At 69.1% G+C, this 26,493-nt stretch carries 17 protein-coding genes and 5 pseudogenes; 15 read left to right on the forward strand and 7 right to left on the reverse strand.

Going from position 1 to position 26,493, the window contains the following annotated elements; translation table 11 throughout:
* Positions 1-169: 169 nt before the first annotated feature.
* Positions 170-296 (reverse strand): annotated as a pseudogene (locus GQF42_RS46710) (IS5/IS1182 family transposase); the annotation flags it as partial.
* 87 nt (positions 297-383) lie between these two features.
* Here GQF42_RS46710 and GQF42_RS43700 point away from each other — a divergent pair.
* Positions 384-1,919, forward strand: coding sequence for a glycoside hydrolase family 43 protein (locus GQF42_RS43700; protein ID WP_158929330.1), 1,536 nt, complete (start codon positions 384-386; stop codon positions 1,917-1,919).
* A gap of 66 nt (positions 1,920-1,985) precedes the next feature.
* Here GQF42_RS43700 and GQF42_RS43705 read toward each other — a convergent pair whose 3' ends face one another.
* The 3 genes from GQF42_RS43705 to GQF42_RS43715 form a co-directional block, all read right to left on the reverse strand.
* Entirely contained in the window at positions 1,986-2,198 is a 213-nt protein-coding gene (locus tag GQF42_RS43705) for a hypothetical protein (RefSeq protein WP_158929332.1), read from the reverse strand.
* Positions 2,199-2,449: 251 nt separating this feature from the next.
* Complete coding sequence (locus tag GQF42_RS43710) at positions 2,450-3,736, reverse strand: glycoside hydrolase family 6 protein (protein ID WP_158929335.1); 1,287 nt, start codon at positions 3,734-3,736, stop codon at positions 2,450-2,452.
* Positions 3,737-3,899: 163 nt separating this feature from the next.
* Positions 3,900-4,865 carry a glycoside hydrolase family 6 protein gene (locus GQF42_RS43715; protein WP_158929337.1) on the reverse strand — a complete coding sequence of 322 codons (966 nt, stop codon included), beginning with the start codon at positions 4,863-4,865 and terminating at the stop codon, positions 3,900-3,902.
* A gap of 282 nt (positions 4,866-5,147) precedes the next feature.
* Here GQF42_RS43715 and GQF42_RS43720 point away from each other — a divergent pair, with 282 nt between their 5' ends.
* Entirely contained in the window at positions 5,148-6,161 is a 1,014-nt protein-coding gene (locus tag GQF42_RS43720) for a LacI family DNA-binding transcriptional regulator (RefSeq protein ID WP_158929339.1), read from the forward strand.
* 186 nt (positions 6,162-6,347) lie between these two features.
* Positions 6,348-6,570, forward strand: a pseudogene (locus tag GQF42_RS46715) (GntR family transcriptional regulator); the annotation flags it as partial.
* A 15-nt stretch (positions 6,571-6,585) separates the two neighbouring features.
* Here the strand turns inward: GQF42_RS46715 and GQF42_RS43730 are convergent.
* From GQF42_RS43730 to GQF42_RS48020, 3 genes are all read right to left on the reverse strand, one after another.
* Positions 6,586-7,629: a LacI family DNA-binding transcriptional regulator gene (locus GQF42_RS43730; protein WP_158929341.1), complete on the reverse strand. Its 1,044-nt coding sequence runs from the start codon at positions 7,627-7,629 to the stop codon at positions 6,586-6,588.
* A gap of 231 nt (positions 7,630-7,860) precedes the next feature.
* Complete coding sequence (locus tag GQF42_RS43735; protein WP_158931318.1) at positions 7,861-8,142, reverse strand: ricin-type beta-trefoil lectin domain protein; 282 nt, start codon at positions 8,140-8,142, stop codon at positions 7,861-7,863.
* Entirely contained in the window at positions 8,078-8,332 is a 255-nt protein-coding gene (locus GQF42_RS48020) for a poly(ethylene terephthalate) hydrolase family protein (protein ID WP_446447331.1), read from the reverse strand. Before GQF42_RS48020 ends, GQF42_RS43735 begins: the two co-directional genes overlap by 65 nt.
* 1,297 nt (positions 8,333-9,629) lie before the next feature.
* On the opposite strand from GQF42_RS48020, the gene GQF42_RS43740 reads away from it, so the two are divergent.
* The 12 genes and pseudogenes from GQF42_RS43740 (at position 9,630) to GQF42_RS43795 (ending at position 26,196) form a co-directional block, all read left to right on the forward strand.
* On the forward strand, positions 9,630-11,072 hold the full coding sequence (locus tag GQF42_RS43740) for an arabinofuranosidase catalytic domain-containing protein (protein WP_158929343.1): 1,443 nt from the start codon (positions 9,630-9,632) through the stop codon (positions 11,070-11,072).
* A 245-nt stretch (positions 11,073-11,317) separates the two neighbouring features.
* On the forward strand, positions 11,318-13,690 hold the full coding sequence (locus GQF42_RS43745) for an RICIN domain-containing protein (RefSeq protein WP_158929345.1): 2,373 nt from the start codon (positions 11,318-11,320) through the stop codon (positions 13,688-13,690).
* A gap of 60 nt (positions 13,691-13,750) precedes the next feature.
* Positions 13,751-14,890: an SGNH/GDSL hydrolase family protein gene (locus tag GQF42_RS43750; RefSeq protein ID WP_158929347.1), complete on the forward strand. Its 1,140-nt coding sequence runs from the start codon at positions 13,751-13,753 to the stop codon at positions 14,888-14,890.
* 78 nt (positions 14,891-14,968) lie between these two features.
* A pseudogene (locus GQF42_RS43755) lies at positions 14,969-16,432 on the forward strand (endo-1,4-beta-xylanase); the annotation flags it as partial.
* 427 nt (positions 16,433-16,859) lie between these two features.
* On the forward strand, positions 16,860-18,281 hold the full coding sequence (locus GQF42_RS43760; protein WP_158929351.1) for an arabinofuranosidase catalytic domain-containing protein: 1,422 nt from the start codon (positions 16,860-16,862) through the stop codon (positions 18,279-18,281).
* 81 nt (positions 18,282-18,362) lie between these two features.
* Positions 18,363-19,976: a glycoside hydrolase family 27 protein gene (locus GQF42_RS43765; RefSeq protein WP_199273160.1), complete on the forward strand. Its 1,614-nt coding sequence runs from the start codon at positions 18,363-18,365 to the stop codon at positions 19,974-19,976.
* 70 nt (positions 19,977-20,046) lie between these two features.
* Positions 20,047-21,588, forward strand: coding sequence for an arabinofuranosidase catalytic domain-containing protein (locus tag GQF42_RS43770; RefSeq protein WP_233273706.1), 1,542 nt, complete (start codon positions 20,047-20,049; stop codon positions 21,586-21,588).
* Positions 21,589-21,691: 103 nt separating this feature from the next.
* Positions 21,692-23,524 carry an RICIN domain-containing protein gene (locus GQF42_RS43775; RefSeq protein ID WP_158929354.1) on the forward strand — a complete coding sequence of 611 codons (1,833 nt, stop codon included), beginning with the start codon at positions 21,692-21,694 and terminating at the stop codon, positions 23,522-23,524.
* A 121-nt stretch (positions 23,525-23,645) separates the two neighbouring features.
* Positions 23,646-23,815 (forward strand): annotated as a pseudogene (locus GQF42_RS47455) (hypothetical protein); the annotation flags it as partial.
* A pseudogene (locus GQF42_RS43785) lies at positions 23,806-24,168 on the forward strand (RICIN domain-containing protein); the annotation flags it as partial. The pseudogenes GQF42_RS47455 and GQF42_RS43785, both read left to right, overlap by 10 nt.
* 103 nt (positions 24,169-24,271) lie before the next feature.
* A complete protein-coding gene (locus tag GQF42_RS43790; protein WP_199273001.1) occupies positions 24,272-25,606 on the forward strand; it encodes a ricin-type beta-trefoil lectin domain protein in 1,335 nt (444 codons plus the stop codon).
* A 341-nt stretch (positions 25,607-25,947) separates the two neighbouring features.
* Positions 25,948-26,196 carry a hypothetical protein gene (locus GQF42_RS43795; RefSeq protein ID WP_158929355.1) on the forward strand — a complete coding sequence of 83 codons (249 nt, stop codon included), beginning with the start codon at positions 25,948-25,950 and terminating at the stop codon, positions 26,194-26,196.
* The last annotated feature ends 297 nt before the right edge of the window (positions 26,197-26,493 follow it).

A 26,493-nucleotide genomic window follows, 5' to 3' on the forward strand; every position in this document is an offset into this window, starting at 1 on the left:
CCGACGTCGTGCTCAGCCCCGGCGACCCTGCCCAGCTGCTGGGCGGAGCCCGCTGCTTCTGTGCGACGGTGGGGCGCTATGCCCATCGCGTCGTGCGTGGCGAACCGCCCCTCGACGGCGTCGTGCACCGCCTGGAAGCTGAGGCTGGACGGCACCACCCTCCATGGGGTCCCTTGCGCACCGGGTCCGCCCCCTCGTGCCGCAGCGCGGTGATCAGCTTTCCGAACTGACGCGGACTCAACCCGGTGGACGGGGCTGCCCGGGAGTGGTTCCAACGCCGTGATCCAGCCAGCCACGACACGATCATCTCACCCGTAACCAGCAGTTACGGCACCCCTTCGACCTGCTCCACGGCGCCCTGCTGCCCGAGAGGAACACATTCTGTGCGTACGTACGACAATCCTGTGATCAGCGGGTTCCACCCCGATCCAAGCGTGTGCCGGGTCGGTGACGACTACTACCTGGTGTGCTCCAGCTTCGAGTACTTCCCCGGGCTGCCCCTCTTCCACAGCAAGGACCTGGTGCACTGGGAGCAGATCGGCAACGTGCTCGACCGGCCCGAGCAGCTGCCGCTGCCTCTCCCCGGAGCCAAGGCGTCCGGCGGCCTCTACGCCCCCACGATCCGCCGGCACGACGGCCGTTTCTGGGTCATCAACACCAATGTCGACGGCGGCGGCAACTTCGTCGTCTCGGCCGAGCGGCCCGAGGGACCGTGGAGCGACCCGGTGTGGATCGACCTGCACGGGATCGACCCCGATCTGGCGTGGGCGGAGGACGGCACCTGCTGGTGCGCCTTCTCCGGACCCGAAGGCGGCATCAACATGGCCAGGATCGACCCGGTCAAGGGGGAGATACTTGAGGGCCCTTTTGCCGCATGGTCGGGCAGCGGCCTGAAATACCCTGAGGCGCCCCACCTCTACCGCATCGGCGACTGGTGGTACCTGCTGATCGCGGAAGGCGGCACCGAACGCGGCCACAGCGTGTCCGTCGCCCGCGGCCGCTCGCCACGCGGACCCTGGGAAGGCGCACCCGCCAACCCCCTGCTGTCCCACAGCGGTACCGCCCGCTCCATCCAGAACACCGGCCACGCCGACCTGGTGGAGGCTCCCGACGGCAGTTGGTGGATGGTGCTGCTCGGCGTCCGGCCCCGCGGCTTCACGCCCGACGTGCACGTGCTCGGCCGCGAGACGTTCCTGACCCCCGTGGAGTGGGACGAGGAGGGCTGGCCCGTCGTCGCGCCCGTCCCCGAGAGTCACGTGGCCCCGGGCGGTGCCTGGCACCCCGTTCCGGGCCCGCCCGCCCGCGACGACTTCGACGAGCCCGCTCTCGCGCCGCAGTGGGTCTCGCCGTTCACCCGCCCGGAGGGCTCCTGGTCGCTCACCGAGCGCCCTGGCTGGCTGGCCCTCAACGCCACCGGTTCCACCCTGGACCGCCCCGGGTACACCTTCGTCGGCCGCCGTCAGCTACACCACGACTGCCGCGTCACCGCAGCGATCGACCCGGGTACGGGACGAGGCGGCCTCTGCGTGCGCCTGGACGAAGCCCACCACTATGAACTGGAGGTCGGGAACGGAGAGGCCGGCGTCGTCGCCCGGATCGGTCCGCTGCGCCAGACCGTGGCCGCCCGACCAGTCCCGTCCGGACCGCTGACCCTCACCGTCGCGATCCGCACGTCCGACCTTGTGCCTGCGTCGCCCGAACTCACCGATGGCGGAACCACCGGCCCTGACACCGTCGCCTTCTGGGTCGGCGACCCCGACGCCCCGGACGCCCAGCCACTCGTCGAACTGGACGGGCGCTACCTGTCCACCGAGGTCGCCTGCGGCTTCACCGGCCGCGTTATCGGCATGTACGCCACCGAGGGCGCGGTCGCCTTCGACTGGTTCGAGTACACCCCGGCCTCGGCGCCCTCCGCTTGACGCCCGGCGTTCGGCCGCGTGCGACACTCGCGTCCGTGCGGGCGCCGCACGCGGCATGCCGCGGGATCACCCTGCCTTGTGCTTGCGCAGCCGACGCCGGTTGCAGAACGTCTCGATGACAGCGAAGACCTCTGCGCGGGCGGTGGCACGGTCGGGCCAGGTGCAGGTGCAGGTGCAGGTGCAGGTGCTGGTCACTTCCTTGAGCAGGGCCCAGAAGCTCTCCGCGGCGGCGATATCGAAGCACGATCCGGTGCGGCCACAGCTTTGCCGTAGGTTCAAGTCCCGTGTCCCGCCGCGGAATGCGGCCCATGGTCTGTTTCCGATTCGCGCCGTCGCTCGGCTCGCACCGCCCGCCGCTACGCCCCCCCACGTCGGCAGCTCGGCCGTGGCCCGCCCCGTCCCTGCCCCGCCGCGATCCCGCTCGCGACCAGCACGAGCAGTTGAATCCCACCCACACCGGCTCGGTGATCGGCGACTCGGGGAGGAAGCGGGCTTGGCGGCCGGACGCGTACGGAGGTGTCCGACCGGGCTCAGCGGTTGAACGTCAGGCGTGGTACCGCGTTGCGGGCCAGCGCATGGGCCTGGTCGGGCCACCAGGCGCCGGCGGGTGGGTCGACGATGCCGTATTCGGGGTCGATCGTGCCGCCGGTGTCGCGGGTGCAGCTGCCGTCGGATTCACCGGGGGTCTTTATCCACAGGTAGGCGTCGATGAGCGGGACGCCGGTGTAGGCGGTGGGGCGTGGGCCGAGACCACGGCCGGGCGCGTTGCACCAGGCCTCCGGGTCCCCGCTGTACTTGCCCGGCGCCGGGGTCCACGCGCCCCGACCGTCGCGGCTGGTGTCGATCACGAAGTGCCGCAGCTCGCCGGCCGGCGCGGTGCCTACGTTCTGGTCGAACCAGGCGTCGGTCCACCGCCAGGTGCCGGGGTCGGTGGGGGAGACGGCGTCGCCGGGAGCGCCGTCGTTGGGGGCGGCGGACGAGTAGTACTGGCTGGCGCACCAGTCGGTGTGGCCGCGCGCCTGCTCGGGGCCTTCGGTGGCGTACCAGACGCACTTGGCGATCCAGGTGCCGTATCGGGCGTTGTGGTCGGTGGGGTGGTTGTTGGAGACGTTCAGGGCGAAACCGTCGCCGTACTGGACCCCGGCGTCCAACAGCCGCTGGGCGATGTCGCCGACGGCCCGCCACTGGACGTTGCCGGCGTCCAGGTAGACCGCGGTGCGGGGCCTGGCCTTCAGGGCCTTGACGGCGTATCGGAGGTCGGCGATGCGGGCGGCGGTGAGCTCGCCGGTCGGGTCCGTGGCGGGCCCGCAGTCCTTGGGGAGGTTGGCGAGGCCGTCGGGTTCGACCACGACCACGGCCCTGTTGTCGCCGATGCCGGCGGCGAAGGCGTCGATCCACTGGCGGTAGGCGGCGGAGGACACGGCTCCGCCGCTGGAGTACTGCGAGCAGTCCCGGCCGGGTATGTCGTAGGCGACCAGCACTGTGATCTGGTCGACGGCCCGGGCCCGCCGGGCGAGGTTGTGCACCCTGACGCGCACCTCGTCGGGCGTGCCCTGGGTGAACCATTCGGCCTGCGGCCAGCTCGCGAGTCTGGCCATGTTCGTGGCGTCCTGGATGTCGCCGTTCCCGAGGTCGACGAGGGCCTGTTTCGCCGCCTCGCTGTGTGGGTCCACATAGAACTTCGCGGCCGGGATGATCACGTCGTGCGTGGGCGTGGGCGTGGGCGTGGCCTGAGCCTGCGTCACGGTGAGGGCGGTGCAGACGGTGAGCGCCGCGATGACGGCGGCCGCGCGGCGCCGTAGGCTGCGTGGTTTCATGACTGCTCCTGGGCGGTGGATGGACGAGGGGAGACCCGGGGCGGTCCGCAGGCCCCGCCTGTGTGGAAGACGGCGAGCGGTGGACCGGCGGGGCTGTGGCGGATGGTGCCCGTGGCCCGGTGGCGGGGCAGGAACGCGCCAGGTCGGTCACGGGGATCCGGGATCAATAGCCGTAGATCATCTTGTAGGCGACCTCGGGGAGGAACTGTCCGGCCGAGGAGCCGGCTCCGACGCCGCAGTCGCCGTCGGACTCGCCCGGGGCCTTGATCCACAGGAGCATCTCGGCGCCTCCGCCCGTCTGGGTAGGGCTGCCGATGCGGCGGCCCGAGGGGTTGCACCACTGGCCGTCGGAGCCGTTACCGTTGCGGCTGGTGTCCACGACGAACGGCTTGGTGTAGCCGTAGCGAGCGCCCAGTTCGCTGTTGACGGCGTTGCCGTAGGCGATGTTCTCGGCCGTGGTGTAGTAATTGGAGATGTTGAGCGAGAAGCCGTGGGCCTGTCGGAGGCCGGCTTCGTGGAGGCGCTGGGCCATCGTGGCCGGGCTCGCCCAGGCCGGGTTGCCGGCGTCCAAGTAGACCCAGGTGTTGGGTGCTTGGCGGTTGAACTGTGTGAGGGCGCCGGTGATCATGCCTTCGCGTTCGTCGATCTGAGCCTGGGTCATGCAGCCGTAGTCGGCGAGGGAGTCCGGTTCCAGGAGGAGGATGGCCGGGCGGCTGGCGATCCCGCCGGCGAACTGGGCGATCCAGCTCGCGTAGGCGGACGGTGAGGCGGCTCCGCCGGCGGATTGCCCGCCGCAGTAGTCGCGGTGGTAGATGTTGTACGCGACGAGGAGGGGCAGCTTCCGCTGGGAGGCCGCCGCGCCCGCGTAGGCGCCCGCGGCGGTGCCGATGGTGCCGCTCCAGGAGCCGAACCATCGGGCCATCGGGGTGTTGGCGATGAAGGCGTTGATCGCGGACGCCCGGCCGTCGCTGGGGTTGGCGTCGACCCACCGTTTCGCGCTGGAGTCGGGGTCCACGTAGAACCCGCTGGTCATGGTGGTCGGGTCGGCGGCATGGGCGGACGGTGCGGCGGCGAGCGCCAGCGGCAGGGCGAAGAACGCCGTTACGAGGGCGCGGAGTCTGCGGCGCATGGCTGTACCTCGTTTCCGGGCGGGGATGCGCCGCACGCTCTCGTCCGGAGCGTGCGACGCGCTGAGGAAGTGCGGGGTGAAGTCATGGGAGCGCTCCCAATTTGGAAGCGGTCCCAGGGGCTTCGAGAACCGTGGGCTGTGGCCGGTATCGTGTGGCCCGCCGCTCGACCTGTCAAGAACCGTCGCCCGTCCCTCCCTTCACATGGCGGAAAGTAGGCTCTACAGTCTCGGAACTGGAAGCGCTGCCAGCAGCGCGGCCGACGGGGGAGGGGCTCACGGGTCATGGCAGGAAACGCGCCACGCAGGCAGCCGACGATGGACGAGGTGGCCGGACTCGCCGGTGTCTCCCGCTCGGTGGCCTCCCGCGTCCTCAACAACGCCCCGCATGTCAGCCGTGCCAAACGCGAGGCGGTCGAGCGGGCCGTCCGGCAGCTCGGTTACGTGCGCAATCCGACCGCCCGCGCGCTGGCCACCCGTCAGACGGGAGCGGCGGCCCTGGTCGTATCGGGAGAGGACCCGTCCATCTTCGCGGACCCGTTCTTCGCCCAGGTGATCGTGGGAGCGTCGGCCGCGCTGGAGGAGGCCGATCTGCACCTGATGCTGTGCCTGGCGGCCTCCGAGCGCGGCCGCAAGCGAGTGGAGGAACTCCTGCGGTCCCGGGGCGCCGACGGCGTCATGCTGATGGCGCTGCGCGACGGGGACCCGCTGGCCCGGACGGCCGAGGAGGCGGAGATGCCCGTCGTGTTCGGCGGACGCCCGGGCGGTCCGGCTCCCCGGTGGTACGTCGATGTCGACAACGCCGGTGGGGCGCGCGAGGCGACCGAGCACCTGATCTCGCGTGGCCGGACCCGCGTGGCGGCCATCTGCGGGCCGCTGGACACCGAGGCGGCGCGTGCCCGGTACCGCGGCTACCGGGACGCCATGCTGGCGGCCGGACTCAGACCGTACCCACCGCGGGAGGGGGACTTCACCGAGCCCGGCGGAGCCGCCGCCACGGCCGCGTTGCTGACGCAACACCCCCAAGTGGACGGGGTGTTCGCCGCCAACGACAACATGGGCGTCGGAGCGCTGCGCACCTTGCGCGAGGCCGGCCGACTGGTCCCCGACGACGTCGCGGTGGTCGGCTTCGACGACCTGGCCGTCGCCCAGGTCGCCGATCCGCCGCTCACCACTGTCCACCAGCCCATAAGGGCTCTCGGACGGGAGATGGCGCGCATGCTCGTCGCGCTCGTCAACGGACAGGAGCCCACCCCGCTGATCCTGCCCACCCGCCTGGTCATCCGCTCCAGCTCCTGACGGCGGGGTGCCGTAGTTGATCACCTGAACGGGTGGGCCTGGCCGCCTTCGTGGTGAGCCCTGCGGTCCTTGACGAGCCCGACTTAGACACGAAGCCGTTTGCCAGGAGGCGGTCGCGGAGTGCGTGGTCGTGGAAGAAGCCGTTGTCCCACAGGTCGGTGGTGACCTTGCTGGTGCGGGCCGCGCGACACCTTCCTCGTCAGCGCCGTACGGGGTGCGCGACGACTGCAGCGGCAGTCGAACTCGATCGGAATCCACGATACGCCTCGGCGAGGGCACCGAGCCGGCGGTCGACGTGCATGAGGCGATCCACCGGGCGATTCGTGATGGCCGGCCCGATGAGGCGGCCCAGGCCACGCCGACACGCCTCGACAGGACACCGGAGGACTACCGGGGGGAGATCCAGCGCGCCCGCTCGCCCGTTTCAGCGCGTCGCGCGACTGACCCGCGACGGCCGGCCAGTGGGTGCGGCGGCTGTACTGGAGCGCAGCGAGATCGGTGGGGTCAGCAGGATGTGCCGCGGCGGGGTGTCCGGTGCGGCGATGCGTTCCACCAGCAGGGACACGGCCTTCTCGCCCATGTCCAGGGCCGGTACGTCCGCTGCCGTGAGCGGCGGACGGAAGTCCTCGGCCCAGGTCTTGGCCGCGACTCCCGTGACGGAGAAGTCGTACGGCACTTCGATGCCGCTGTCCGCCAGCGCGCGCTCGATGCCGGGCAGCGCAGCCTCGTTGATGGTGGTGACAGCGGTGAGGTCCGGATGGCTGCGCAGGAGCGCTACGACGCATTCCTGGCCGGAGCGTGCATCGTCCCCGCACGGCACCTCGACGCCGTCGAGACCCCGTTCCGCCACGGCTGCCTCGAAACCCTCACTGGCCCTGCGCGCGGGACCGTAACCGGCCGAGATGAGTTCCCTGGAACGCGTGACCAGAGCCACTCGGCGGTGTCCCAGATCGGCGAGGTGCCGCACGCAGTGCTGGACCAAGCCGGCGTAGTCGACGTCGATCCAGGACATCTGGTGGTCGCCGGCCGTGTGCCCGATGCCGACGAAGGGCAGCCCCGCTGCCTGCAGACGACCCACACGCGGGTCCTCCAGGCGGATCTCCATCAGAATGACACCGTCTACCCGGCTCTCGGAGACCAACCGCTCGAATGAACGGTCGTGACCCCCGCCGGACGGGGACAGCAGCACGTCAAGATCGACGCGGGCGGCCGCCTCGACCACGCTGGCGACGAAGTCCAGTTGCATGTGGGTGAGCCTGTTGCCTGCCGGTGGTATGACGAGACCGATCGTCCGGGTCCGGCCCTCCTTGAGTGCCCTCGCAGTCGCGTTGGGGCGATATCCCAGTTCGTTGATCACGTCTTGGATGCGTCTGCGGGTGCTGGTTGCGACCGGTCGCTTGCCGCTGAGCGCGTACGACACTGTGCTGCGTGACACGCCGGCGCGCCGAGCGATCTCCCCGATGTTCATACAGCTCCCTCAAGCACTTACCCGCAGGGCGTCAGGGTACCTGGCGCGAATCGGTTCGCCATGGGGGCGGGAAGGGTGCGGGGGTGCTCCGGCCGGGGGCGGGGTGCTGGGTCTCGCCGCCGAAGCGGTTCGTGTGACCGTTCGACTCAGCCGGTGCTGTGGCCGACGGCGATCGGCTGTCGGCTCTTCGGCCGGCCGCAGCTCGCCTCCGCGGATGTGCCGGTGAAGTGATCATCCCAGCATCCATCGCTGGTTGGATCCGCAGTCACAGGTCCACAGTTGCGCGGGGCTGCCGTTGGCGGTCACGGCGCCTGTCACGTCCAGGCACAGGCCGGACCGAGCGCTTGTGACGGTGCCGTTCGCGTTGAGGTCCCACTGCTGGTTGGTCTGGCTGTTGCAGGACCAGGCGATGACCTTGGTGCCGGGGCCGGCGCGCTGGTCGGAGGCGTCAGCGCCGTAATCGGTGCGGCTGTTCTTCTCGACGCCGATGACGACGAAACCGAACGACGGCAGCCACGGGCCTCATCCACGCTTCTTCGTCGGCGAATCGGGCGGTGTGGCCGGGCACGGTCGAGACGGAGCCCAGGGTGCCCAGGTCCGTGTCGGTGGGGTGGTAGACCCTGCCGCCGTTGAATCCGTTGCGGGCAGACACGCTGACCGACGCGGTGGTGAAGGGACCGCTGGGGGCGGCGACGCTTGCCACGGAGGGAGCTGGTAGGGGCGGCGGCCCACTCCGGTCGCAGGGGCGCGAGCATCGCCGCGAGCAGCTTGGCGACGGCCACGAACGCGGCCGCAACCCCCTGACGGGTCGTGCCCGTCAGCCGGATCGTCTCGGGTGGGCGGGACCTCCGCGGACCCTCGGGATGAATGTGTGCTTCACGGCATCAGCGACCTCGTTGTCGATCTTCAGGACGATGGTGACCGGTGGCGGCTGGTCGATCCGCCGACGACAGAGCCGATGAGGTCGCCCCGGACGGGACCGCGTCAAAGGTCCGTCCGGCTGACGGAGCCCGGCGGCCAGATCTCGTCTCATCGCGTCTTCTTCGGGTTCGGGCGCCGCTTTCCTGCGGCTGTGCGCGCAAGGGTGATGAGTTCGCGGCGGTGAGCTGGCGTACGACGTCGCAGCCGCCCGAGGGAGTGGTCTCAAGCGGGCTGGACGAGCGCCCTGGCCCCCACGGTGCCTCACGGGCGTCTGGGCATCATGAAGGCACAGGCGGGCGAAGAGTGCATGAGCCCGCGGGGAATGACGTCGGGCCGGGGACCGTCCCGTGGTCACGCGATTCACGGCTTGCGCAAGCCGTGGTGCGAACCGGTTCCACGCAAGCGCTTCGACGAAGGAGGTTACGACCGGAGGGGTGCGGGGTCAATGGAGTGCCGCGAGGCGAAGCCAGGTGCCGACGGCGGGGCGGCGCTCCGCCGTCGGCCGATGCAGTCGGAGCCGGTCGCCCGGCATCCGGGCTTGGTCGCTGCGTTCCTGTTCACCGGCGCCATGGCAGGTCATCCGGGTGGTCCGGGACCGGGCGGCGGGCATGCCCGCGCGCCCTACCGGTCCGCTCGGCCCGCGGACACGCCACCACCTGCCAGCCTGATGCGGGGCGCGCGCGGACGCGTCGGCCGGCCGCGACCCGCTGCAATCAAGCCGTCGAATCGATTCCGCGACAAGGTTTGTGACAGAGGCTCCAACACCCTTGACAGCGCCGCGAAACCGGGAGCACCGTCTCCCCCCGAAACCTCTCTGCAATCTCGCTGCAAAGACAGCACATTCAAGCGCTTCCGGATTCGCCGACGCCACCAACACCAAACCCGACCGGGTTGCGTCGGCACGGTGGGGAGATCAGATGGGCACCGCACGTGCAAGACACCAGCTGCTGTCCGGCCGCGGTGGCGTCCGGCTGTTACTCGCGGCCGTACGACGCCGCGGCAGGCGGGAAAGAGTGCCGGATCAGGCACACGTCCCTCCGTCGGCAAACTCGCCCCGCTCTCGACGCCCTCGGCGGACCATGGTCGCCCGGGCGGGGGCCGCGGCCACGCTCGTCGCCGGAACTCTGATCGGCGCCACGGCCGCGGCCGGCACGGCTCGGGCCGCCACCTCCGGGCCGTGCGACATCTATGCGGCGGGCGGTACGCCCTGTGTGGCGGCGCACAGCACGACGCGAGCGCTGTACGCCTCGTACGACGGGCCGCTTTACCAGGTCCGGCGTGGCTCGGACAACACCACCCGGGACATCGGCGTCCTGAGCGCGGGCGGGTACGCCGACGCCGCCGCCCAGGACTCGTTCTGCTCGGGGACGACGTGCCTGATCACGATCGTCTACGACCAGTCCGGCCGCGGCAACAACCTCACCCAGGCGCCCGCGGGCGGCGCCGCGGGCGGGCCCGACAACCTTGCGAACGCGACCGCCGCGCCCACCACGGTGGGCGGCCATAAGGCCTATGGCGTCTTCGTGGCGCCCGGCACCGGTTACCGGAACAACCACACCAACGGCATCGCCACCGGGGACGGTCCCGAGGGCATGTACGCGATCTTCGACGGCACGCACTACAACGGCGGCTGCTGCTTCGACTACGGCAACGCCGAGACGAACAGCAACGACGACGGCAACGGCACCATGGAGGCCATCTACTTCGGCAACATCAGGGTCTGGGGCTATGGTTCGGGCAACGGCCCCTGGATCATGGCCGATCTGGAGAACGGCCTGTTCTCCGGGGTCAACCAGCATGACAACGCGGGCGACCCGACCATCAACTACCGGTACACGACCGCCATCATCAAGGGCGGCCCGAACCACTGGGCGATCCGTGGGGGCAACGCGCAGTCCGGCGGCCTGTCCACCTTCTACGACGGACCGCGTCCCAACGTCGCCGGTTACAACCCGATGCGGAAGCAGGGTGCCATCATCCTGGGCACCGGCGGCGACAACAGCAAGGGCGCCCAAGGTACCTTCTACGAGGGCGTGATGACCTCCGGCTACCCGTCGGACGCGACCGAGAACGCGGTCCAGGCCAACATCACCGCGGCGGGATACAGCAACTCCTCCGGCGGGGCGAGCACCGGTGCGCTGCACGCGGTGGGCGCGGGCAAGTGCCTGGACGTGCCGAACTCGTCCACCACGGCCGGTACACAGCTGCAGATCTGGGACTGCAGTGGTGCTGCCAACCAGACCTGGACCCGCACGTCCTCGGGCCAGCTGACCGTCTACAGCGGCAGCAGCCCGATGTGCCTGGACGCTTACAACAACCAGACGTCCGCCGGCACCAAGGTGGTGACGTGGCCGTGCAACGGCGGTGCCAACCAGCAGTGGCAGATGAACTCCAACGGCACCGTCACCGGCACCCAGTCCGGACTCTGCCTCGACGTCACCGGCGCCTCCACGGCCAACGGCGCCCTGGCCGAACTCTGGCCGTGCAACGGCCAATCCAACCAACAATGGAGTCTCAACTGACCCGAACGGCTCCAGCCCGTGGTCGGCTCACCCCCGGCCGCGGGCCACCGCCACCGGATGCGGGCAGCCCCGTGCCCCACGCCCGGCGGGCAGCTCCACATGGCCTTCTCCGACCGTCCGGCCGAATCGCCCGAACCCCTCGCCGGACCCTGGAGTGGCCGCGTTGCGCGGGCGGTCTCGACGGCGAACAACGCCACATCGCTCCTGCACCACCGGCCCAGGTGCGCCACCACTGGAGGATGACGATGTCCAGAACCAGAGTGCTCCGCGGCCTCTGGACCGCCCCCTTGGCTCTGTTCGCCTTGCTGGTCCAGAGCCTGGCCACGGCCGGGACCGTGTACGCCGTACCCGCCGAGCGCCAGGCGGCGGCCGCCGCCCTGTACGTGGCGCCGGGTGTGGCTCCCGGCGGGAACGGCACCGCTGAGCAGCCGTTCGCCACGATCGACCAGGCGCAGCAGCCCGCGCACCGGCTCTCGGTCGATTCGGACGTCGTGGTCTACCTGGCCGGTGGCACCTACCGACTGTCCAAGCCGCTGACATTCGGCTCCGGTGACAGCGGCCAGAACGGCCACACCATCACCTACCAGGCTGTGTCCGGGCAGCAGCCGGTCGTGAGCGGCGCCCAGCAGATGTCGGGTTGGCAGGTGCATGATCAGAGGGGCAAGATCGGGTCGGTTCACGTCGGCACTGGTGTGAACACGCGTCAGTTGTACGTGAACGGCGAGGAGGCACCGCGGGCGGCGATCCAGGTGCCCCGCTCCGGCTTCACCTTCACGCGGACCGGCCTGACCGTCACCGACTCCTCCTTCGACTACCTGGCCGGCCTTTCGCACCAGACCCACATGGAAGTCGAGAGCCTCAACTCCTTCACCGACCGCTACGCGCCGGTCCAGTCGATCAGCGGCACAACCATCACCATGCAGCAGCCCGCGTGGAACAACAACTCCTGGGGATACGACACCATCAACGCGCCGTTCGCCGGCGGGACCATGTATCTGGAGAACAACTACGCGTTCCTGAAGCAGGCCGGACAGTGGTACCTCGACTCGTCCACCGGCGACCTGTACTACCGGGCCCAGCCTGGGCAGAACCCGAACAGCCTCGACATCGAACTGCCCAGGCTGCAGAGCCTGCTCGGCATCAGCGGCAGCTACGGCTCACCAGCGACCGGCCTGGCATTCACCGGCATCCGGTTCACCGGGACTTCCTGGCTCGGCCCGAGCGGATCCGACGGATACGCGGACCAGCAGAGCGGCGCCCACATCACCGGTGCCTGCGCGATGCCGGCCAACTGGCTGAGCACGTGTAAGTCGGGGTGCCCGCAGTTCGAGGCCGCCCGTAACCACTGGGCGCAGATGCCCGCGGCCGTCCAGGTCTCCGCCGCCACCGGCATCACGTTCTCCGGCAATACGTTCTCCGAACTCGGGCAGGCCGGACTGGGTATGGGCAACGACGGTGTCGCCACGGCCTCCGGCACCGGACTCGGCGCGGGCGGCGTCACCATCACCGGCAACACGTTCACCGACATCGCCGGCAGCGGCATCCAGGTCGGCGGAATCCAGCCGGACGCGCATCACCCCGGCAACCCGCAGATGACCGACCAGAACATCGTGATCAGCGACAACCGGGTCAGCGAGGTGGGCACCGACTACAGGGAGACCGCGGGCATCCTGTCCACCTACGTCACGAACGTGACGATCACCCACAACCAGTGCGACCACCTTCCCTACGACGGGCTCGACATCGGCTGGGGCTGGGGGATCAACGACCCCGGCGGCAGCCAGGACTACGTCAACCGGGGCACGTACAACTACCAGCCCGTCTACAGCACCCCCACGACGCTGAAGAACAACACCGTCTCCCACAACCTCGTCTTCGACACCAAGAAGGCGATGTTCGACGGCGGGAGTATCTACAGCCTGTCTGCGAGCCCCGGCTCGGTGATCTCCGACAACTACATGTACGGCAACAACCACACCACCGCGCTGTACCTCGACGAGGGCTCCCGGTACCTGAACGTGGTGCAGGACGCCGGTAACTGGGCGCTCACCAACGCCGGCGCGAACAACCACACCGACGACAGCACCTTCTCCGGCAACGTCCTGGTCAGCGGCAGCAACTGGCCGCAGGGCGCGCAGCAGGTGATCCAGCAGGCAGGCGTCCGGGCGTCGGGCGGCGGTGAGGGCTTCCCCACCGGCTACCACCAGCTGGTGATCGGCAGCGACAGTCTGTGCCTGGACGTGCACGGCAACTCCGGCGCCGTGGGCGCCGCGATCGACCGGTGGACCTGCAACGGGCAGAGCAACCAGCAGTTCGAGTTCAGGCCGGTCTCGGGCGGCTATGGGCAACTGGCGGCGCAGAACTCCGGACACGTCGTGGCGGTGTCGGGCGGCTCCACGGCCGCGGGTACGCCCGACATCGTGCAGCAGGCCCCGGACGGAACGGCCGGCAGTCTGTGGCTGCCGGTACGGCAGTCCGACGGCTCGTACTCCTTCCAGAACGAGAACGGCGGCCTGTGCCTTGACCTCTACGGCGGCGACAGCAACCTCGGCCAGCAGCTCGACCAGTGGCCCTGCAAGAACACGGTCGGCAACAACCAGGACTTCACCCCCCGCTGACCAGGTCGCGTGCTCGTTCACCCCCCCCAACCCACTGTCCCGCACCAGTGAGGAACGCTGATGAAGAAGTACGCGACACCCCTGGCCGCCGCACTGACGGCCGCGCTCGGCGTCGGCACCGCCCTGCCCGCGGCGGCGGCCACCGGCACCGAGCCGCCGCCCTCCGCCGCACGGTCCGCCGCCACGCCCGCCGACGTTCGACTGATGCCATTGGGCGACTCGATCACCTGGGGCGTCGGCAGCCCGTCCGGGAACAGCTACCGGGGCTCCCTGTGGAACCAGCTGGCGGCCGAGGGACACGCCCTGGACTTCGTCGGCTCGGGTCGCAACGGCACCATGTCCGACCCGGACAACGAAGGCCACTCCGGCTGGCGGATCGACCAGATAACCGGCATCGCGGACTCCGTGCTGGCCCGTTACCGGCCGAACGTGGTCACCCTGGAGATCGGTACCAATGACCTGAACGGCAACTACCAGGTCCCGACCGCCCCCGACCGGCTCCGCGCGCTCATCGACCGGATCACCGGCGACGTCCCCGCCGTCGCCGTCCTCGTCGGCACCGTGATCGTCTCCACCAGCGGCACCGAGGAGGCCAACCGGCCCGCTTTCAACGCCAAGCTCCCCGAAATCGTCACGGCCGAGCAGGCCGCCGGCAAGCACGTACGCCTGGTGGACATGAGCGGCCTGACCACCGCGGACCTGGCCGACTCCCTGCACCCCAACGACAACGGCTACCGGAAGATGGCGGACGCCTTCAACGCCGGGGTCCAGGCCGCGGACGCGGCAGACTGGATCAAGCCGCCGGTCTCCGTGGGCGGTCAGGTGCGCTCCGGAATCGCGGGGAAGTGCCTGGACGTCAACGGCGGCAACAGCGCCGACGGGACCGCCGCGGACATCCGGTCCTGCAACGGCGCCGAGGCTCAGCAGTGGTCCGCGCGCTCCGACGGCACCCTGCGGGCGCTCGGGAAGTGCCTCGACGCCACCGGACGCGGTACCGCCAACGGCACCAAGATCGAGATCTGGGACTGCAACGGCGGTGCCAACCAGCAATGGCAGGCGTACAACGGCGGCTACCGCAACCCCGTCTCCGGTCGTTGCCTCGACGACCCCGGCTCGTCCGCCACCGACGGGACGCAACTGGGCCTGTGGGACTGCAACGGCGGGGCCAACCAGCAGTGGACCGCTCTGCCGGTCCCGTGAGCCCATGGCCCGACTCCACTCGCAGCACCGTCTCGCGGCCGGTGTCATCCCCCTCACACAGAAGGAGAATGATCCTTTATGTCCTGGCTCAATGAGCGGACCCGTCTTCGCAAGGCCCTCGCCTCCGTCACCGGTTTGACAGCCGGCACGGTACTGGCCCTGGCGGGCACGGCGGCACCCGCCGCCCATGCGGCTTCCAGCACGCTGGGCGCTGCCGCGGCCGACAGCGGCCGCTATTTCGGCACGGCCGTGGCCGCCGGGAGGCTCGGCGATTCGACGTATTCCACGATTCTCGACCGGGAGTTCAACATGATCACCCCGGAGAACGAGATGAAGTGGGACACCACCGAGCCGTCCCGCGGCAACTTCAACTTCGGCCCGGGCGACCAGATCGTCGGCCACGCCACTGCGCACGGTCAGCGGATGCGTGGCCATACCCTGGTGTGGCACTCGCAGTTGCCGGCCTGGGTCAGTGGCATCAGGGACGCGAACACGCTGCGCACCGTGATGAACAACCACATCACCACGGTGATGAACCACTACAAGGGAAAGATCTACGCCTGGGACGTGGTCAACGAAGCCTTCGCCGACGGCTCCACCCAGCACCGCAGCTCGGTGTTCCAGGACGTGCTCGGCAACGGCTTCATCGAGGAGGCGTTCCGCACTGCCCGGGCCGTCGACCCTTCGGCCAAGCTCTGCTACAACGACTACAACATCGAGAACTGGTCGGACGCCAAGACCCAGGGCGTCTACACCATGGTGCGCGACTTCAAGTCCCGCGGCGTGCCCATCGACTGCGTCGGCTTCCAGAGTCACTTCGGCACCGGCGGCCCGCCGTCGAGCTTCCAGACCACCCTGGCCAACTTCGCGGCCCTCGGCGTCGACGTCCAGATCACCGAACTCGACATCGCCCAGGCATCGCCGACCGCCTACGCCAATACGGTGCAGGCTTGCATGAACGTCCCCCGCTGCACCGGCATCACCGTGTGGGGGATCAGGGACAGCGACTCGTGGCGGTCGGGTGAGAACCCGCTGCTGTTCAGCGGCAACGGCAGCAAGAAGCCGGCCTACGACGCGGTCCTGTCCACGCTGGGCGGTGGTACGGGGAACTCGGGGGGCATCGTCTCGGGCCAGGTGTATTCGCTGAGCGATGTCGCCGCGGGGCGAGTGCTGGACGTGCCGAGCGGGCAGACGGCGAACGGCACGCCGTTGCAGGACTGGGACGCAAACGGTGCTGCCGCGAACCAGCAGTGGCGGGCGAATCAGAACGATGATGGTTCGTACACGCTGACGAATGTCGGCAGTGGGCGGGTTCTGGACGAGCCGGGTGGCCAGACCGGCAACGGCACGCGGATGGAGCTCTGGGATGCCAACGGCGGTGCGAACCAGCACTGGCGGGCGAGCCGGAACGGCGACGGTTCGTACACCCTGATCAACGTCGCTTCCGGCCGGGCGCTGGAGATTCCCGGCGGGCAGACTGCCAACGGGGCCCCCGTCCAGATCTGGGACTCCAGCGGCGGCGCCAACCAGCACTGGAACTTCGGGTGAGGTGACCGGCGCCAAGCGCGCGCTCCTGCCCGCGGTCCGTTTCCGGGTACCCCGAACCCACTCCAGCGTCCGGCACGGTGGCCGTCGACCGGACGCGGGTTCCGGCATGCCGTCACGGCGAGCCGACCAGGGCAAACATGGGATGGATCGAGTTCCGATTCGGTGCAACACATGAATTGACTCCGTGTCAGGTGTGTGGGATCACTATGGAACATGGGATGTCTGGGTGTTCTCTATGAGTACATCCGGGCCCGCTGACGGGAGCGGTCGACTGACCGCCCCGGCTGGATGCCCTCGGACAGGCACGGCACTCTCTGCCCCCTTCCCCACATATTCGAGGAACAGAATGCAGCCTTCATCCGTTTCGCCCCGGAGCCCCGTTCAAGGACCACGCCTATCGGCAACCGCTGCCGTATGCGTGATGGCACTGCTGACCCTCTTGCTGGCGACCGCGCCGACATGGTCGGCGTCGGCACCTGTGGCTCCCCTGGTGAGTTCGGCGTCGGGGCGGTGCCTGGACGTCAAGGGCAACGTCGACACGCCGGAAACCGCGTTGGAGATCTGGGACTGCAACGGCCAGGCCAGTCAGGCGTTCGAGTTCACGTCGGCGGGTGAGCTGAGGACGATGGGCGGCACCCGGTGCATGGACGCCTACGACAACCGGACGGCTCCCGGATCCCCGGTGGCCATCCGGTCGTGCGACGGACGGCCGACCCAGGTGTGGCGACAGAACTCCGACGGGTCCGTCACCGGCGTGGCGTCCGGATTCTGCCTGGACGTCAACGGGGCGGGCACGGCCAACGGCACCGTGGTCATCCTGTGGACCTGCAACGGTCGGAGCAACCAGAAGTGGAGCACCCCGGCAGCTCCGCCCAGCGCATTGGGCCCGTGCGACATCTACTCCGCGGGCGGTACGCCGTGCGTGGCCGCGCACAGCACGGTGCGGGCGCTCTACGGTTCGTACCACGGCTCCCTCTACCAGGTCAGGCGTTCCTCGGACAACGCGACCAGGGACATCGGCGTGCTGGCGCCCGGCGGCTTCGCCGACGCGGCGGCGCAGGACTCGTTCTGCACGGGTACCTCGTGTGTGATCACGGTCGTCCGCGACCAGTCCGGACACGGCAACGACCTGTGGTACCAGGGCTCGGCCCAGGTCCCGGGATCGAGCCAGAGCAGCCCCGCGAAGGCGACCTCCGAGTCACTGACCGCAGGGGGGACCAAGGCGTACTCGCTGTACATCAATCCCGGGAACAGCTACTGGCGAGACGGTCACCTGACGGGCGTGCCGGCCGGCGCCGCACCCGAAGGGGCGTACATGGTCACCAGTGGCACCCACGTCAACAGTGGCTGCTGCTTCGACTACGGCAACAGCGAGACGACCAGGAAGGCCGACGCCGCCGGGGCGATGGACGCGATCAACTTCGGTACCGAGTGCTGGTTCGGCGGCTGCGTCGGCAGCGGCCCCTGGGTGCAGGCCGATCTCGAGTGGGGCCTCTACTCCGGCGGCAGCCAGTCCTGGAACACCAACCAGCGAGCTTTTCCCAGCAAGTTCGTCACCGCGATGCTGAAGAACAACGGGACGTCGAGGTTCGCCCTCAAGGGCGCCAACGCGCAGTCAGGCGGCCTGACCACCCTGTGGGACGGCGGGCTTCCGGGCGGATACAGCCCCATGAAGAAACAGGGAGCCATCGTCCTGGGCAGCGGCGGTGACTGCTGCAAGGCCGGCGGCGGCGCCAACCTGAGCGCAGGCACCTTCTACGAAGGGGCGATCGTCGCCGGCTACCCCTCCGACGCGACCGACAACGCGGTGCAGGCCAATATCACCGCCGCCGGATATCGCTGAACTCCACTCAGCTCCCCAACTCGACCCGGGAGGCGATGACTTGTGTCAACGACCATTGCGAGAGCCAGGGGTCTTCGACCGCTGACCACGCTGCTGTCCCTGCGCAGAACCCTGGCGCTCCTCTTCTCGGCCGTGCTGCTCACCGTGGCCGCCCAGCTCCTTTCCCTGAGCACGGCGCAGCCCGCCGCCGCGCTCGGCAACGGGCTGGCGCTGACGCCGCAGATGGGCTTCAACGACTGGAACGCGTACGGCTGCAATGTCTCCGAGTCGCTGATCAAGTCCACCGCTCAGGCGATGCACACCAACGGCATGCAGGCGGCGGGCTACTCGTACGTCAACATCGACGACTGCTGGATGACCCACAACCGCGATTCCGGTGGCCGCCTGGTACCGGATCCGGCCAAGTTCCCCGACGGCATCAAGGGCACCGCGGACTACGTGCACGCGCTGGGGCTGAAGCTGGGAATCTACGAGGACTCGGGCACCGCGACCTGTGCGGGGTATCCGGGCAGCCTGGGGCACGAGACCACGGACGCTCAGTCGTTCGCGTCGTGGGGTGTGGACTATCTGAAGTACGACAACTGCAACAATACCGGGGTGCCGGCACAAACCCGGTACACCTCGATGCGGGACGCCCTGGCCGCCACCGGCCGGCCGATCCTGTTCAGCCTGTGCAACTGGGGCCAGGAGAACGTGTGGACCTGGGGCGCGGGCGTGGGCAACAGCTGGCGCACCACCGGGGACATCAGCCCCAGCTACTCCAGCATGCTGTCGATCTTCCACAGCAACGTGGGACTGGCCTCCTACGCCGGACCCGGCCACTGGAACGACCCGGACATGCTGGAGATCGGCAACGGCTCGATGACGGCCACCGAGAACCGCAGCGAGTTCAGCCTGTGGGCGGAGATGGCCGCTCCGCTGATCACGGGCACCAACATTGCCTCGGCCAGTTCCGACACCTTGTCCACCCTGACCAACTCCCGGGTGATCGCGGTCGACCAGGACCCCCTCGGCAAACAGGGCACCATGGTGTCGTCCTCGGGCGGCCTGGACGTGCTGGCCAAGCCGCTGGCGAACGGGGACGTGTCGGTGGCCCTGTTCAACGAGACGGGCTCGACGGCCACCATCACCACCACCGCGGCCGCGATCGGGAAGACCGGGGCGTCCGCCTATACCCTGACCGACCTGTGGTCGGGCGCGTCCTCGACCACCTCCGGCACGATCAGCGCCTCGGTGCCGCCCCACGGCACGGTGATGTACCGGGTCGCGGGCGGCACCACCAGCGGCGGCGGTACCAGCGTGACCGGTGAGCTGCACGCGGTGGGTGCGGGCAAATGCCTGGACGTACCGAACTCCACCACGACCGCCGGCACCCAGGTGGAGATCTGGAGCTGCAACGGCGGGGCCAACCAGACATGGACGCACTCCACCTCCGACCAGCTCACCGTCTACTCCGGCAGCGCCCAGATGTGTCTGGACGCCTACAACAACCAGACCACCCCCGGGACGAAGGTGGAGATCTGGCCGTGCAACGGCCAGACCAACCAGCAGTGGACGCTGAACTCCAACGGCACCGTCACCGGCGTCCAGTCCGGCCTGTGCCTGGATGTCACCGGAGCGGCCACCGCCGACGGAACCCTCGCCCAGCTGTGGACCTGCAACGGCAGCAGCAGCCAGCGGTGGACGCTGGCATGACTCCCCCTCGCCTCGGTCACCGGCAGCTCAGGTGCCGCCGTGCGGTGGCACCGCCACAGAGGAGGTCTCCTTGCCCGGATCATCAACCGATCGCAGACGAAGGCGATTCCCGGCCGCGCTCCTGACCGCTCTTGCGATGGCCCTGGCCGCGTTGGGCACACCGGCGTTCGCCGCATCCCCGCCGACCGGTACGCCCGCCGCCGTGCACCCGGCGACCCCGCCGACGAACACGTCCGGGGCCGACGCGTCGCTTCCGTGCGACATCTATGCCGCGGGCGGCACGCCGTGTGTGACGGCGCACTCTACGACGAGGGCACTCTTCGCGTCGTACAACGGGCCGCTGTACGAGATCCAGCGGTCCTCCGACCACAGCTACCGCGACATCGGAGTGCTCGGCGCGGGCGGGTACGCCGACTCCGCGTCCCAGGTGTCGTTCTGCGCGGGCACGTCGTGCACGATCACGAAGATCTACGACCAGACCACCCGACACAACGACCTGCCGATCTCCTGGGGCGGCTACTGGAAGGGTCCCGGCCCGAATGGATCCGACGTGGGGGCCGACGCCATGGCCCTGCCGGTGACCGCGGCCGGCCATCAGGTCTACGGTGTCAAGGTCACCCCCGGTGTCGGCTACCGGATCGACCACGCGAGCGGCGTGGCCACCGGATCCCAGCCCGAAGGCATCTACATGGTGACGTCGTCGAACTACACGAACCAGTGGTGCTGCTTCGACTACGGCAGCGGTGAGAACTCCCACACCGACACCGGCAACGCCACCATGAACGCCATCTACTGGGGCAACGCGTGCTGGTTCGGCGGATGCACCGGCAGCGGCCCCTGGGTCGAGGCCGACCTGGAGAACGGCATGTTCCACACCAACACCGGCTCCAACAACGACCCGAACAACCAGGGCGTGCACTATGCGTTCGTCAGCGCGTGGCTGAAGAACAACGGCACCAGCAACTTCACTCTCAAATACGGCAACGCCAGCAGCGGTGGCCTGACCACCACCTTCTCCGGTCCCCTGCCGAACGGCTACTCACCGATGAAGGTGGACAGTTCGGTCCTGCTCGGCACCGGGGGCGACAACAGTCCCAATGGCGTGGGCGAGTTCTTCGAAGGCGCGATGACGGCGGGCTATCCCTCCGACGCCACCGAGAACGCCGTGCAGGCCGCCATCACCGCCGCCGGCTACGGGGTGGTCGGCGGCGGTGCCATGACGGGTGAGCTGCACGCGGTGGGTGCGGGCAGGTGTCTGGAGGTGCCGGGCTCGTCCACGACGCCGGGCACGCAGACACAGATCCGGGACTGCGCCGGTGCGGCGAACCAGACCTGGTCGAGGACCGCTTCCCAGGAGCTCTCCGTGTACTCCGGCGGCAGCCGGCTGTGTCTGGACGCTTCCGGGCGGGACACCGGCCCCGGCACCAAGGTCATCACCTGGACCTGCAACGGCCAGAGCAACCAGCAGTGGACGCTGAACGCCAACGGCACCATCACCAGCGCCCCGTCCGGCCTGTGCCTGGACGTCACCGGCGCCGCCAGCGCCAACGGCACCCCAGTGGAGCTGTGGTCCTGCAACGGCCAATCCAACCAGCAATGGTCGCTGAGCTGACCCGGCGAGGAACCCGCGCTCGACTCCGGGGCGGCTTCCGACCGCCGCCCCGCCGCATGTCGCCGCGCCGCAGCGAAGAGGCACCCAATCGCAGGAGGAACGGATGAGGACGAGAACGAGACCCAGCCGTCCGGCACTGGTGGTCGGCATCGTCCTGGCACTCGTGCTGCCGTTGCTGTCGACGGCCGCGAGTCAGGCCGCCTCGGACAAGTCGCTGAGCGTGCACCTGGCGTCGACCCGAGGACCGTCGACCGGTGTGGGGGAAGGGTTCCTCTACGGAATCAGCGAAGACGGCAGCCAGCCCGTGGACCAGTTCCTCCAGCCGCTGGGGATCAACGCGTTCCGCGGCGGCGGATGGTTCTCCGGCGGCTGGATCAGCGACGGCTACCAGTACGGCTCGGCCACCAAGGCCGACGTCGACTCGATCACCGCGCAGGCGAAACGGCTCACCCGGCCGCCCTACCACGCGCAGTACCAGGTGCTGGTGAGCGACATCTACGGCGCGAACGGAGGCCAGCCGTCGAACACGAGGTACCCGTGCGACAACGGCGACTGCTCCAACTGGGTCGACTTCATCGACTCCACGGTGGGAGCGTTGCAGTCTTCGGGGCTCACGTTCTCCTACGACATCTGGAACGAGCCGGACATTTCCGCCTTCTGGACCCGGGGCGTGAACAGCGCCCAGTACTTCCGGATGTGGGACACCGCCTACCGGGAGATCCGGCGCATCGCCCCGCAGGCGCAGATCGTAGGGCCGTCACTCGCGTTCACCCCGCAGAGCAACCCGGGTGAATGGCAGACCTGGCTCGCGCACGTGAAGGCGGCCGGGACAGTGCCGGACATGATCACCAACCACAACGAGGGTGATGTCGACGACCCCGTCACTGTCGCGCGGAGCCTCGACAACGCGCTGAGCTCGGCGGGCATCGGTCCGCTGCCGCTGTCCTCGAACGAGTACCAGCCGGCCGACCGGCAGACCGCCGGGGTGACGGCCTGGTACCTGGCGCGGTTCGCGCAGTCCGGGTACACCAACGCGATGCGCGGCAACTGGGTGTGTTGTGTCACCCCGAACCTGACGGGAGTTCTCACCCGGAGCGGGGGCGCCTGGCAGCCGACCGGCAACTGGTGGGCGCTCCGGGACTACGCCGACATGACCGGTACCCTCGTGGACACCTCCGGCCAGATCGGTTCGACGGCGATCTCGGCCTCCGAGGACTCCGCGAACAAGCGCGCGGTGGCGATCGTCGGCGACTCGAATGGGTACACCGGCGCCGCGTCCGTGACCTTCGACGGGCTGTCGTCCGTACCCTGGCTGGCGAACGTCGGCAGCGTGCACGTCATCGTCCACCGCATCCCGGACCAGGCGCCGCTCGGTGCGCCCCAGACCGTGTACGACCAGAACGTGCGCACCTCGGGCGGCTCGATCACCGTGCCGATCACGTTCCAGGACGCGCACGACGCGTTCGCCGTCCATGTGACACCGGCCTCGTCCGGCGGCGGGGGCTTCCCGGACGGCTACCACCAACTCGTGGCCGCCAACAACAACTTGTGCCTCGACGTGTACGGAAACTCCGGCAGCGCCGGTGCCGCGATCGACCAGTGGACCTGCAACGGGCAGGGCAACCAGCAGTTCCGGTTCGTGCCCGCCACGGACGGCTACGGGGAACTGCGGGCCCAGAACTCCGGCCTGGACGTGGCGGTGGCCGGCGGTTCCACGGCGGCGGGCACCCCGGACATCCTCCAGCAGGCCACCGGCGCGGCGGCGGGCAGCCTCTGGCTGCCTGTGCGGCAGTCCGACGGCTCCTACGAGTTCCAGAACAAGAACAGCGGGCTGTGCCTGGACGTCTACGGCGCCGGCAGCAATCCGGGGCAGCAACTGGACCAGTGGCAGTGCAAGAACACGCCCGGCACGAATCAGGACTTCATCCTCCGCTGACCGCGTCTCCACGGACACCGGCCCGCGAGCGACCTCCGGCAACCAGGTAGCCACGGCCCCTACGAACAGCACAGCCATCGCGCCCCAAGGCCGGACCACCCCGGCGGCCAGGGAACGCCATACCTCGGGGGCCGAGCCGAGTCACCAGCACACCCGGTCCGACCTGAACTGCGACCGGGGCTACGAGTGGTGGCTGATGGAGCAGGCCAAGGCGCGCAACCCGGACATCAAGCTGTACGGGCTCGCCTGGGGGCGCCCGGCTGGATCGGCGGCGGGAACTTGGAGGCAACGTCGCCTCCGGCTCCAACCTCAAGCAGTGGAACTCCGACGGGAGCACCAACCTGCAGTGGCAGCTGATCGACGTCGGCAACGGCTACTACCGCATCATGAACCGCACCAACGGCATGGCCGCCGACAGCTGGGGCAACTCCGCCCACGGCGCTTCCGCCCGCCAGGAGGCGTGGAACGGCGGCAACAACCAGCAGTGGTCGCTCAACAGCCTCGGCGGCAACCGCTACCAGATCGTCAATCGGAGCACCGGCACCGCCCTTGACGGCAGCGGCAGTACCACGGTCGGCTCCACCACGGTCATGTGGACACCGAACTCCAGCACCAACAACGAATGGACCATCACCGCGGTCTGAACTGCCCCAGCCTCATTCGTCGCGGTGTCACCGCCGCACACAGCACCCGTCCCCAACCGATCGGTGCTCCCTGCACATCCCTCGACTACGGAAGAAGGAATGCATGAAACGCAAACCGCTCTTAGTGTCCATCGCGGCCGCGATACTTCTCGTCCTGGCCGCTGCGGGCACCTCGTTCAGCAGTGGCCTTGGCCCGCCCGCGTCGGTCACGACCACCGGCGCCCCAAGGGCGACTGCCGGCTGCGGCAGGGCCCCCACGCTGACGAGTGGCACACACACGATTCAGAGCGGCGGCCAGACGCGCAGTTACATACTGCGGGTTCCTGCCGACTACGACAGCAACCACCCCTACCGGCTGATCCTCGGCTTCCACTGGCGGGGCGGCACGGCCAACGACGTCGACTCGGGCGGAACGGACGGGTACAACTGGTCCTACTACGGCCTACGGCGCCTGGCGGACAACGCGAACAACAGCACGATCTTCGTCGCCCCCCAGGGCATCGACAACGGCTGGGCCAACTCCGGCGGCCAGGACGTGGCCTTCGTCGACGCAATGGTCAGCCAGATCGAAGCAGGTCTGTGTGTCGACACCACGCAGTTGTTCTCCGCCGGTTTCAGCTACGGCGGCGCGATGTCGTACGCCCTCGCCTGCTCCCGGGCGACGGTCTTCCGCGCGGTCGCGGTCTACTCCGGAGCGAACCTCAGCGGGTGCAACGGCGGCACTCAGCCCATCGCGTACATGGGTCTGCACGGCATCAGGGACAACGTGCTGCCCATCTCGTCGGGACGGGAACTGCGCGACACCTTCGTCCGGGCGAATGGCTGCACCCCGCAGAACCCGCCCGAGCCGGCCTACGGAAGCCTGACGCACATAATCACCACCTACTCAGGATGCAGGTCCGGATACCCCGTCGTCTGGGCCGCGTTCGACGGAGCGGGCCACGATCCCGGTCCTGTCGACGGTTCCACCGGTGACGGCTGGCACACCTGGACGTCGGCGGCGGTGTGGCAGTTCTTCACACAGTTCGGCTCGAATTCGCCACCGCCGTCCGGCAGCCAGGAGATCGTCGGCCAGCAGTCGGGGCGCTGCCTCGACATCGACAACTCCACCACGGCCAACGGCACGCAGTCACAACTGTGGGACTGCAACGGCGGCTCCAACCAACGGTGGACCTTCACCGCCGGAAAGCAGCTGGTTGTCTACGGCGACAAGTGCCTGGGCGTGGGCCAGACAGCGGGCAACGGCACCCCGGCGGCGATCTGGGACTGCAGCGGGCAGGCAGATCAGCAATGGAACGTCAATCCCGACGGCACGATCACAGCAGCGCAGTCGGGGCTCTGCCTGGACGCAAGCGGCCAGGGGACCGCCAAGGGGACGAAAGTTCAGCTATGGAGTTGCACGGGCGGTGCGAACCAGCACTGGCGCCTGCAGAACTGACACACCGGGGCCAGGATGAAACGCCGCAGTCCAAGCCGATCGAATGGCCGGGCTGCGGACAGGCACCTCATTGGCTCCGGAGCGGGGCCGGTCTGCGGACGGTTTTGAGATGGCCGGTCGCCTATGTCCACGATGCTCGGGTACACATCCGGCAGCACGTCCGTCGTGAGCCCGTTCCGCCAGTGCGGCACCAAGACCACCCCCCATCACCCGGAGTTCGGGCTCCACCTGCGTCTTTGGCACCACTGGCTCCTGCCCCCTCGCCTCGAGGTCCTGCCTTGACAGCTCGGCGAACACCTCTGCCACTGTCTCGCGCGTCATCCGAAGACGGGCCCAGGGCGGTGCGCCGTCACGCGGTGGTGCTCGCGGGCCGGGCGCGGCTCTACACCCGGCTGAGCGTCGCCGATCGCAGGCGCCTGTGCAGGGAGTCGGGCCAGCCGTTGTGGCTGTGGCCGGCAGAGCACGGTCGCCCGATGGACCCGGCGGCCTGGCAGGCGGCCTTCAGGCGGACCAACGAGCGGTGCGCCGCGTTCGGCCTGGACTGTGCCGCACCGCAGTTCCGCGGCACCTGGCGCAACAGCAGACGGTGATAGTGGTCGTTGTGATCAAAGGGCATGCCCCGACCCTGCCACAACGGACGCACTCAGCCCGTCCCTTCCACCATCAAGACCCTGCGATGAACTGCGTCACATCGGCGGGGCTCGAATGCAACACACGACGCCGCCATCGTTGCGAACGCGGCGGCGAAAGCGGACCTGTTCAATTGCAACACGCACCCGACCACACACGGCCTCTGCGGACACAAGGCATGCCTTCGCAGCACAAACTACGGGCCGACGGGGGAGTACGCCACACGTAAGGTCCGCCACTACGGCACCGTCCTGGTG

Origin of the sequence: Streptomyces broussonetiae (genome assembly GCF_009796285.1) — a bacterium.
In the GTDB taxonomy this organism is placed as follows: domain Bacteria; phylum Actinomycetota; class Actinomycetes; order Streptomycetales; family Streptomycetaceae; genus Streptomyces; species Streptomyces broussonetiae.

Coding starts and splice junctions, on each gene's coding strand:
- GQF42_RS43715 (WP_158929337.1), bottom strand. CDS start 4,865: ATGCGCCGCAGACTCCGCGCCCTCGTAACGGCGTTCTTCGCCCTGCCG.
- GQF42_RS43790 (WP_199273001.1), top strand. CDS start 24,272: ATGAAACGCAAACCGCTCTTAGTGTCCATCGCGGCCGCGATACTTCTC.
- GQF42_RS43720 (WP_158929339.1), top strand. CDS start 5,148: ATGGCAGGAAACGCGCCACGCAGGCAGCCGACGATGGACGAGGTGGCC.
- GQF42_RS43710 (WP_158929335.1), bottom strand. CDS start 3,736: ATGAAACCACGCAGCCTACGGCGCCGCGCGGCCGCCGTCATCGCGGCG.
- GQF42_RS43750 (WP_158929347.1), top strand. CDS start 13,751: ATGAAGAAGTACGCGACACCCCTGGCCGCCGCACTGACGGCCGCGCTC.
- GQF42_RS43730 (WP_158929341.1), bottom strand. CDS start 7,629: ATGAACATCGGGGAGATCGCTCGGCGCGCCGGCGTGTCACGCAGCACA.
- GQF42_RS43775 (WP_158929354.1), top strand. CDS start 21,692: ATGAGGACGAGAACGAGACCCAGCCGTCCGGCACTGGTGGTCGGCATC.
- GQF42_RS43745 (WP_158929345.1), top strand. CDS start 11,318: ATGTCCAGAACCAGAGTGCTCCGCGGCCTCTGGACCGCCCCCTTGGCT.
- GQF42_RS43760 (WP_158929351.1), top strand. CDS start 16,860: ATGGCACTGCTGACCCTCTTGCTGGCGACCGCGCCGACATGGTCGGCG.
- GQF42_RS43740 (WP_158929343.1), top strand. CDS start 9,630: ATGGTCGCCCGGGCGGGGGCCGCGGCCACGCTCGTCGCCGGAACTCTG.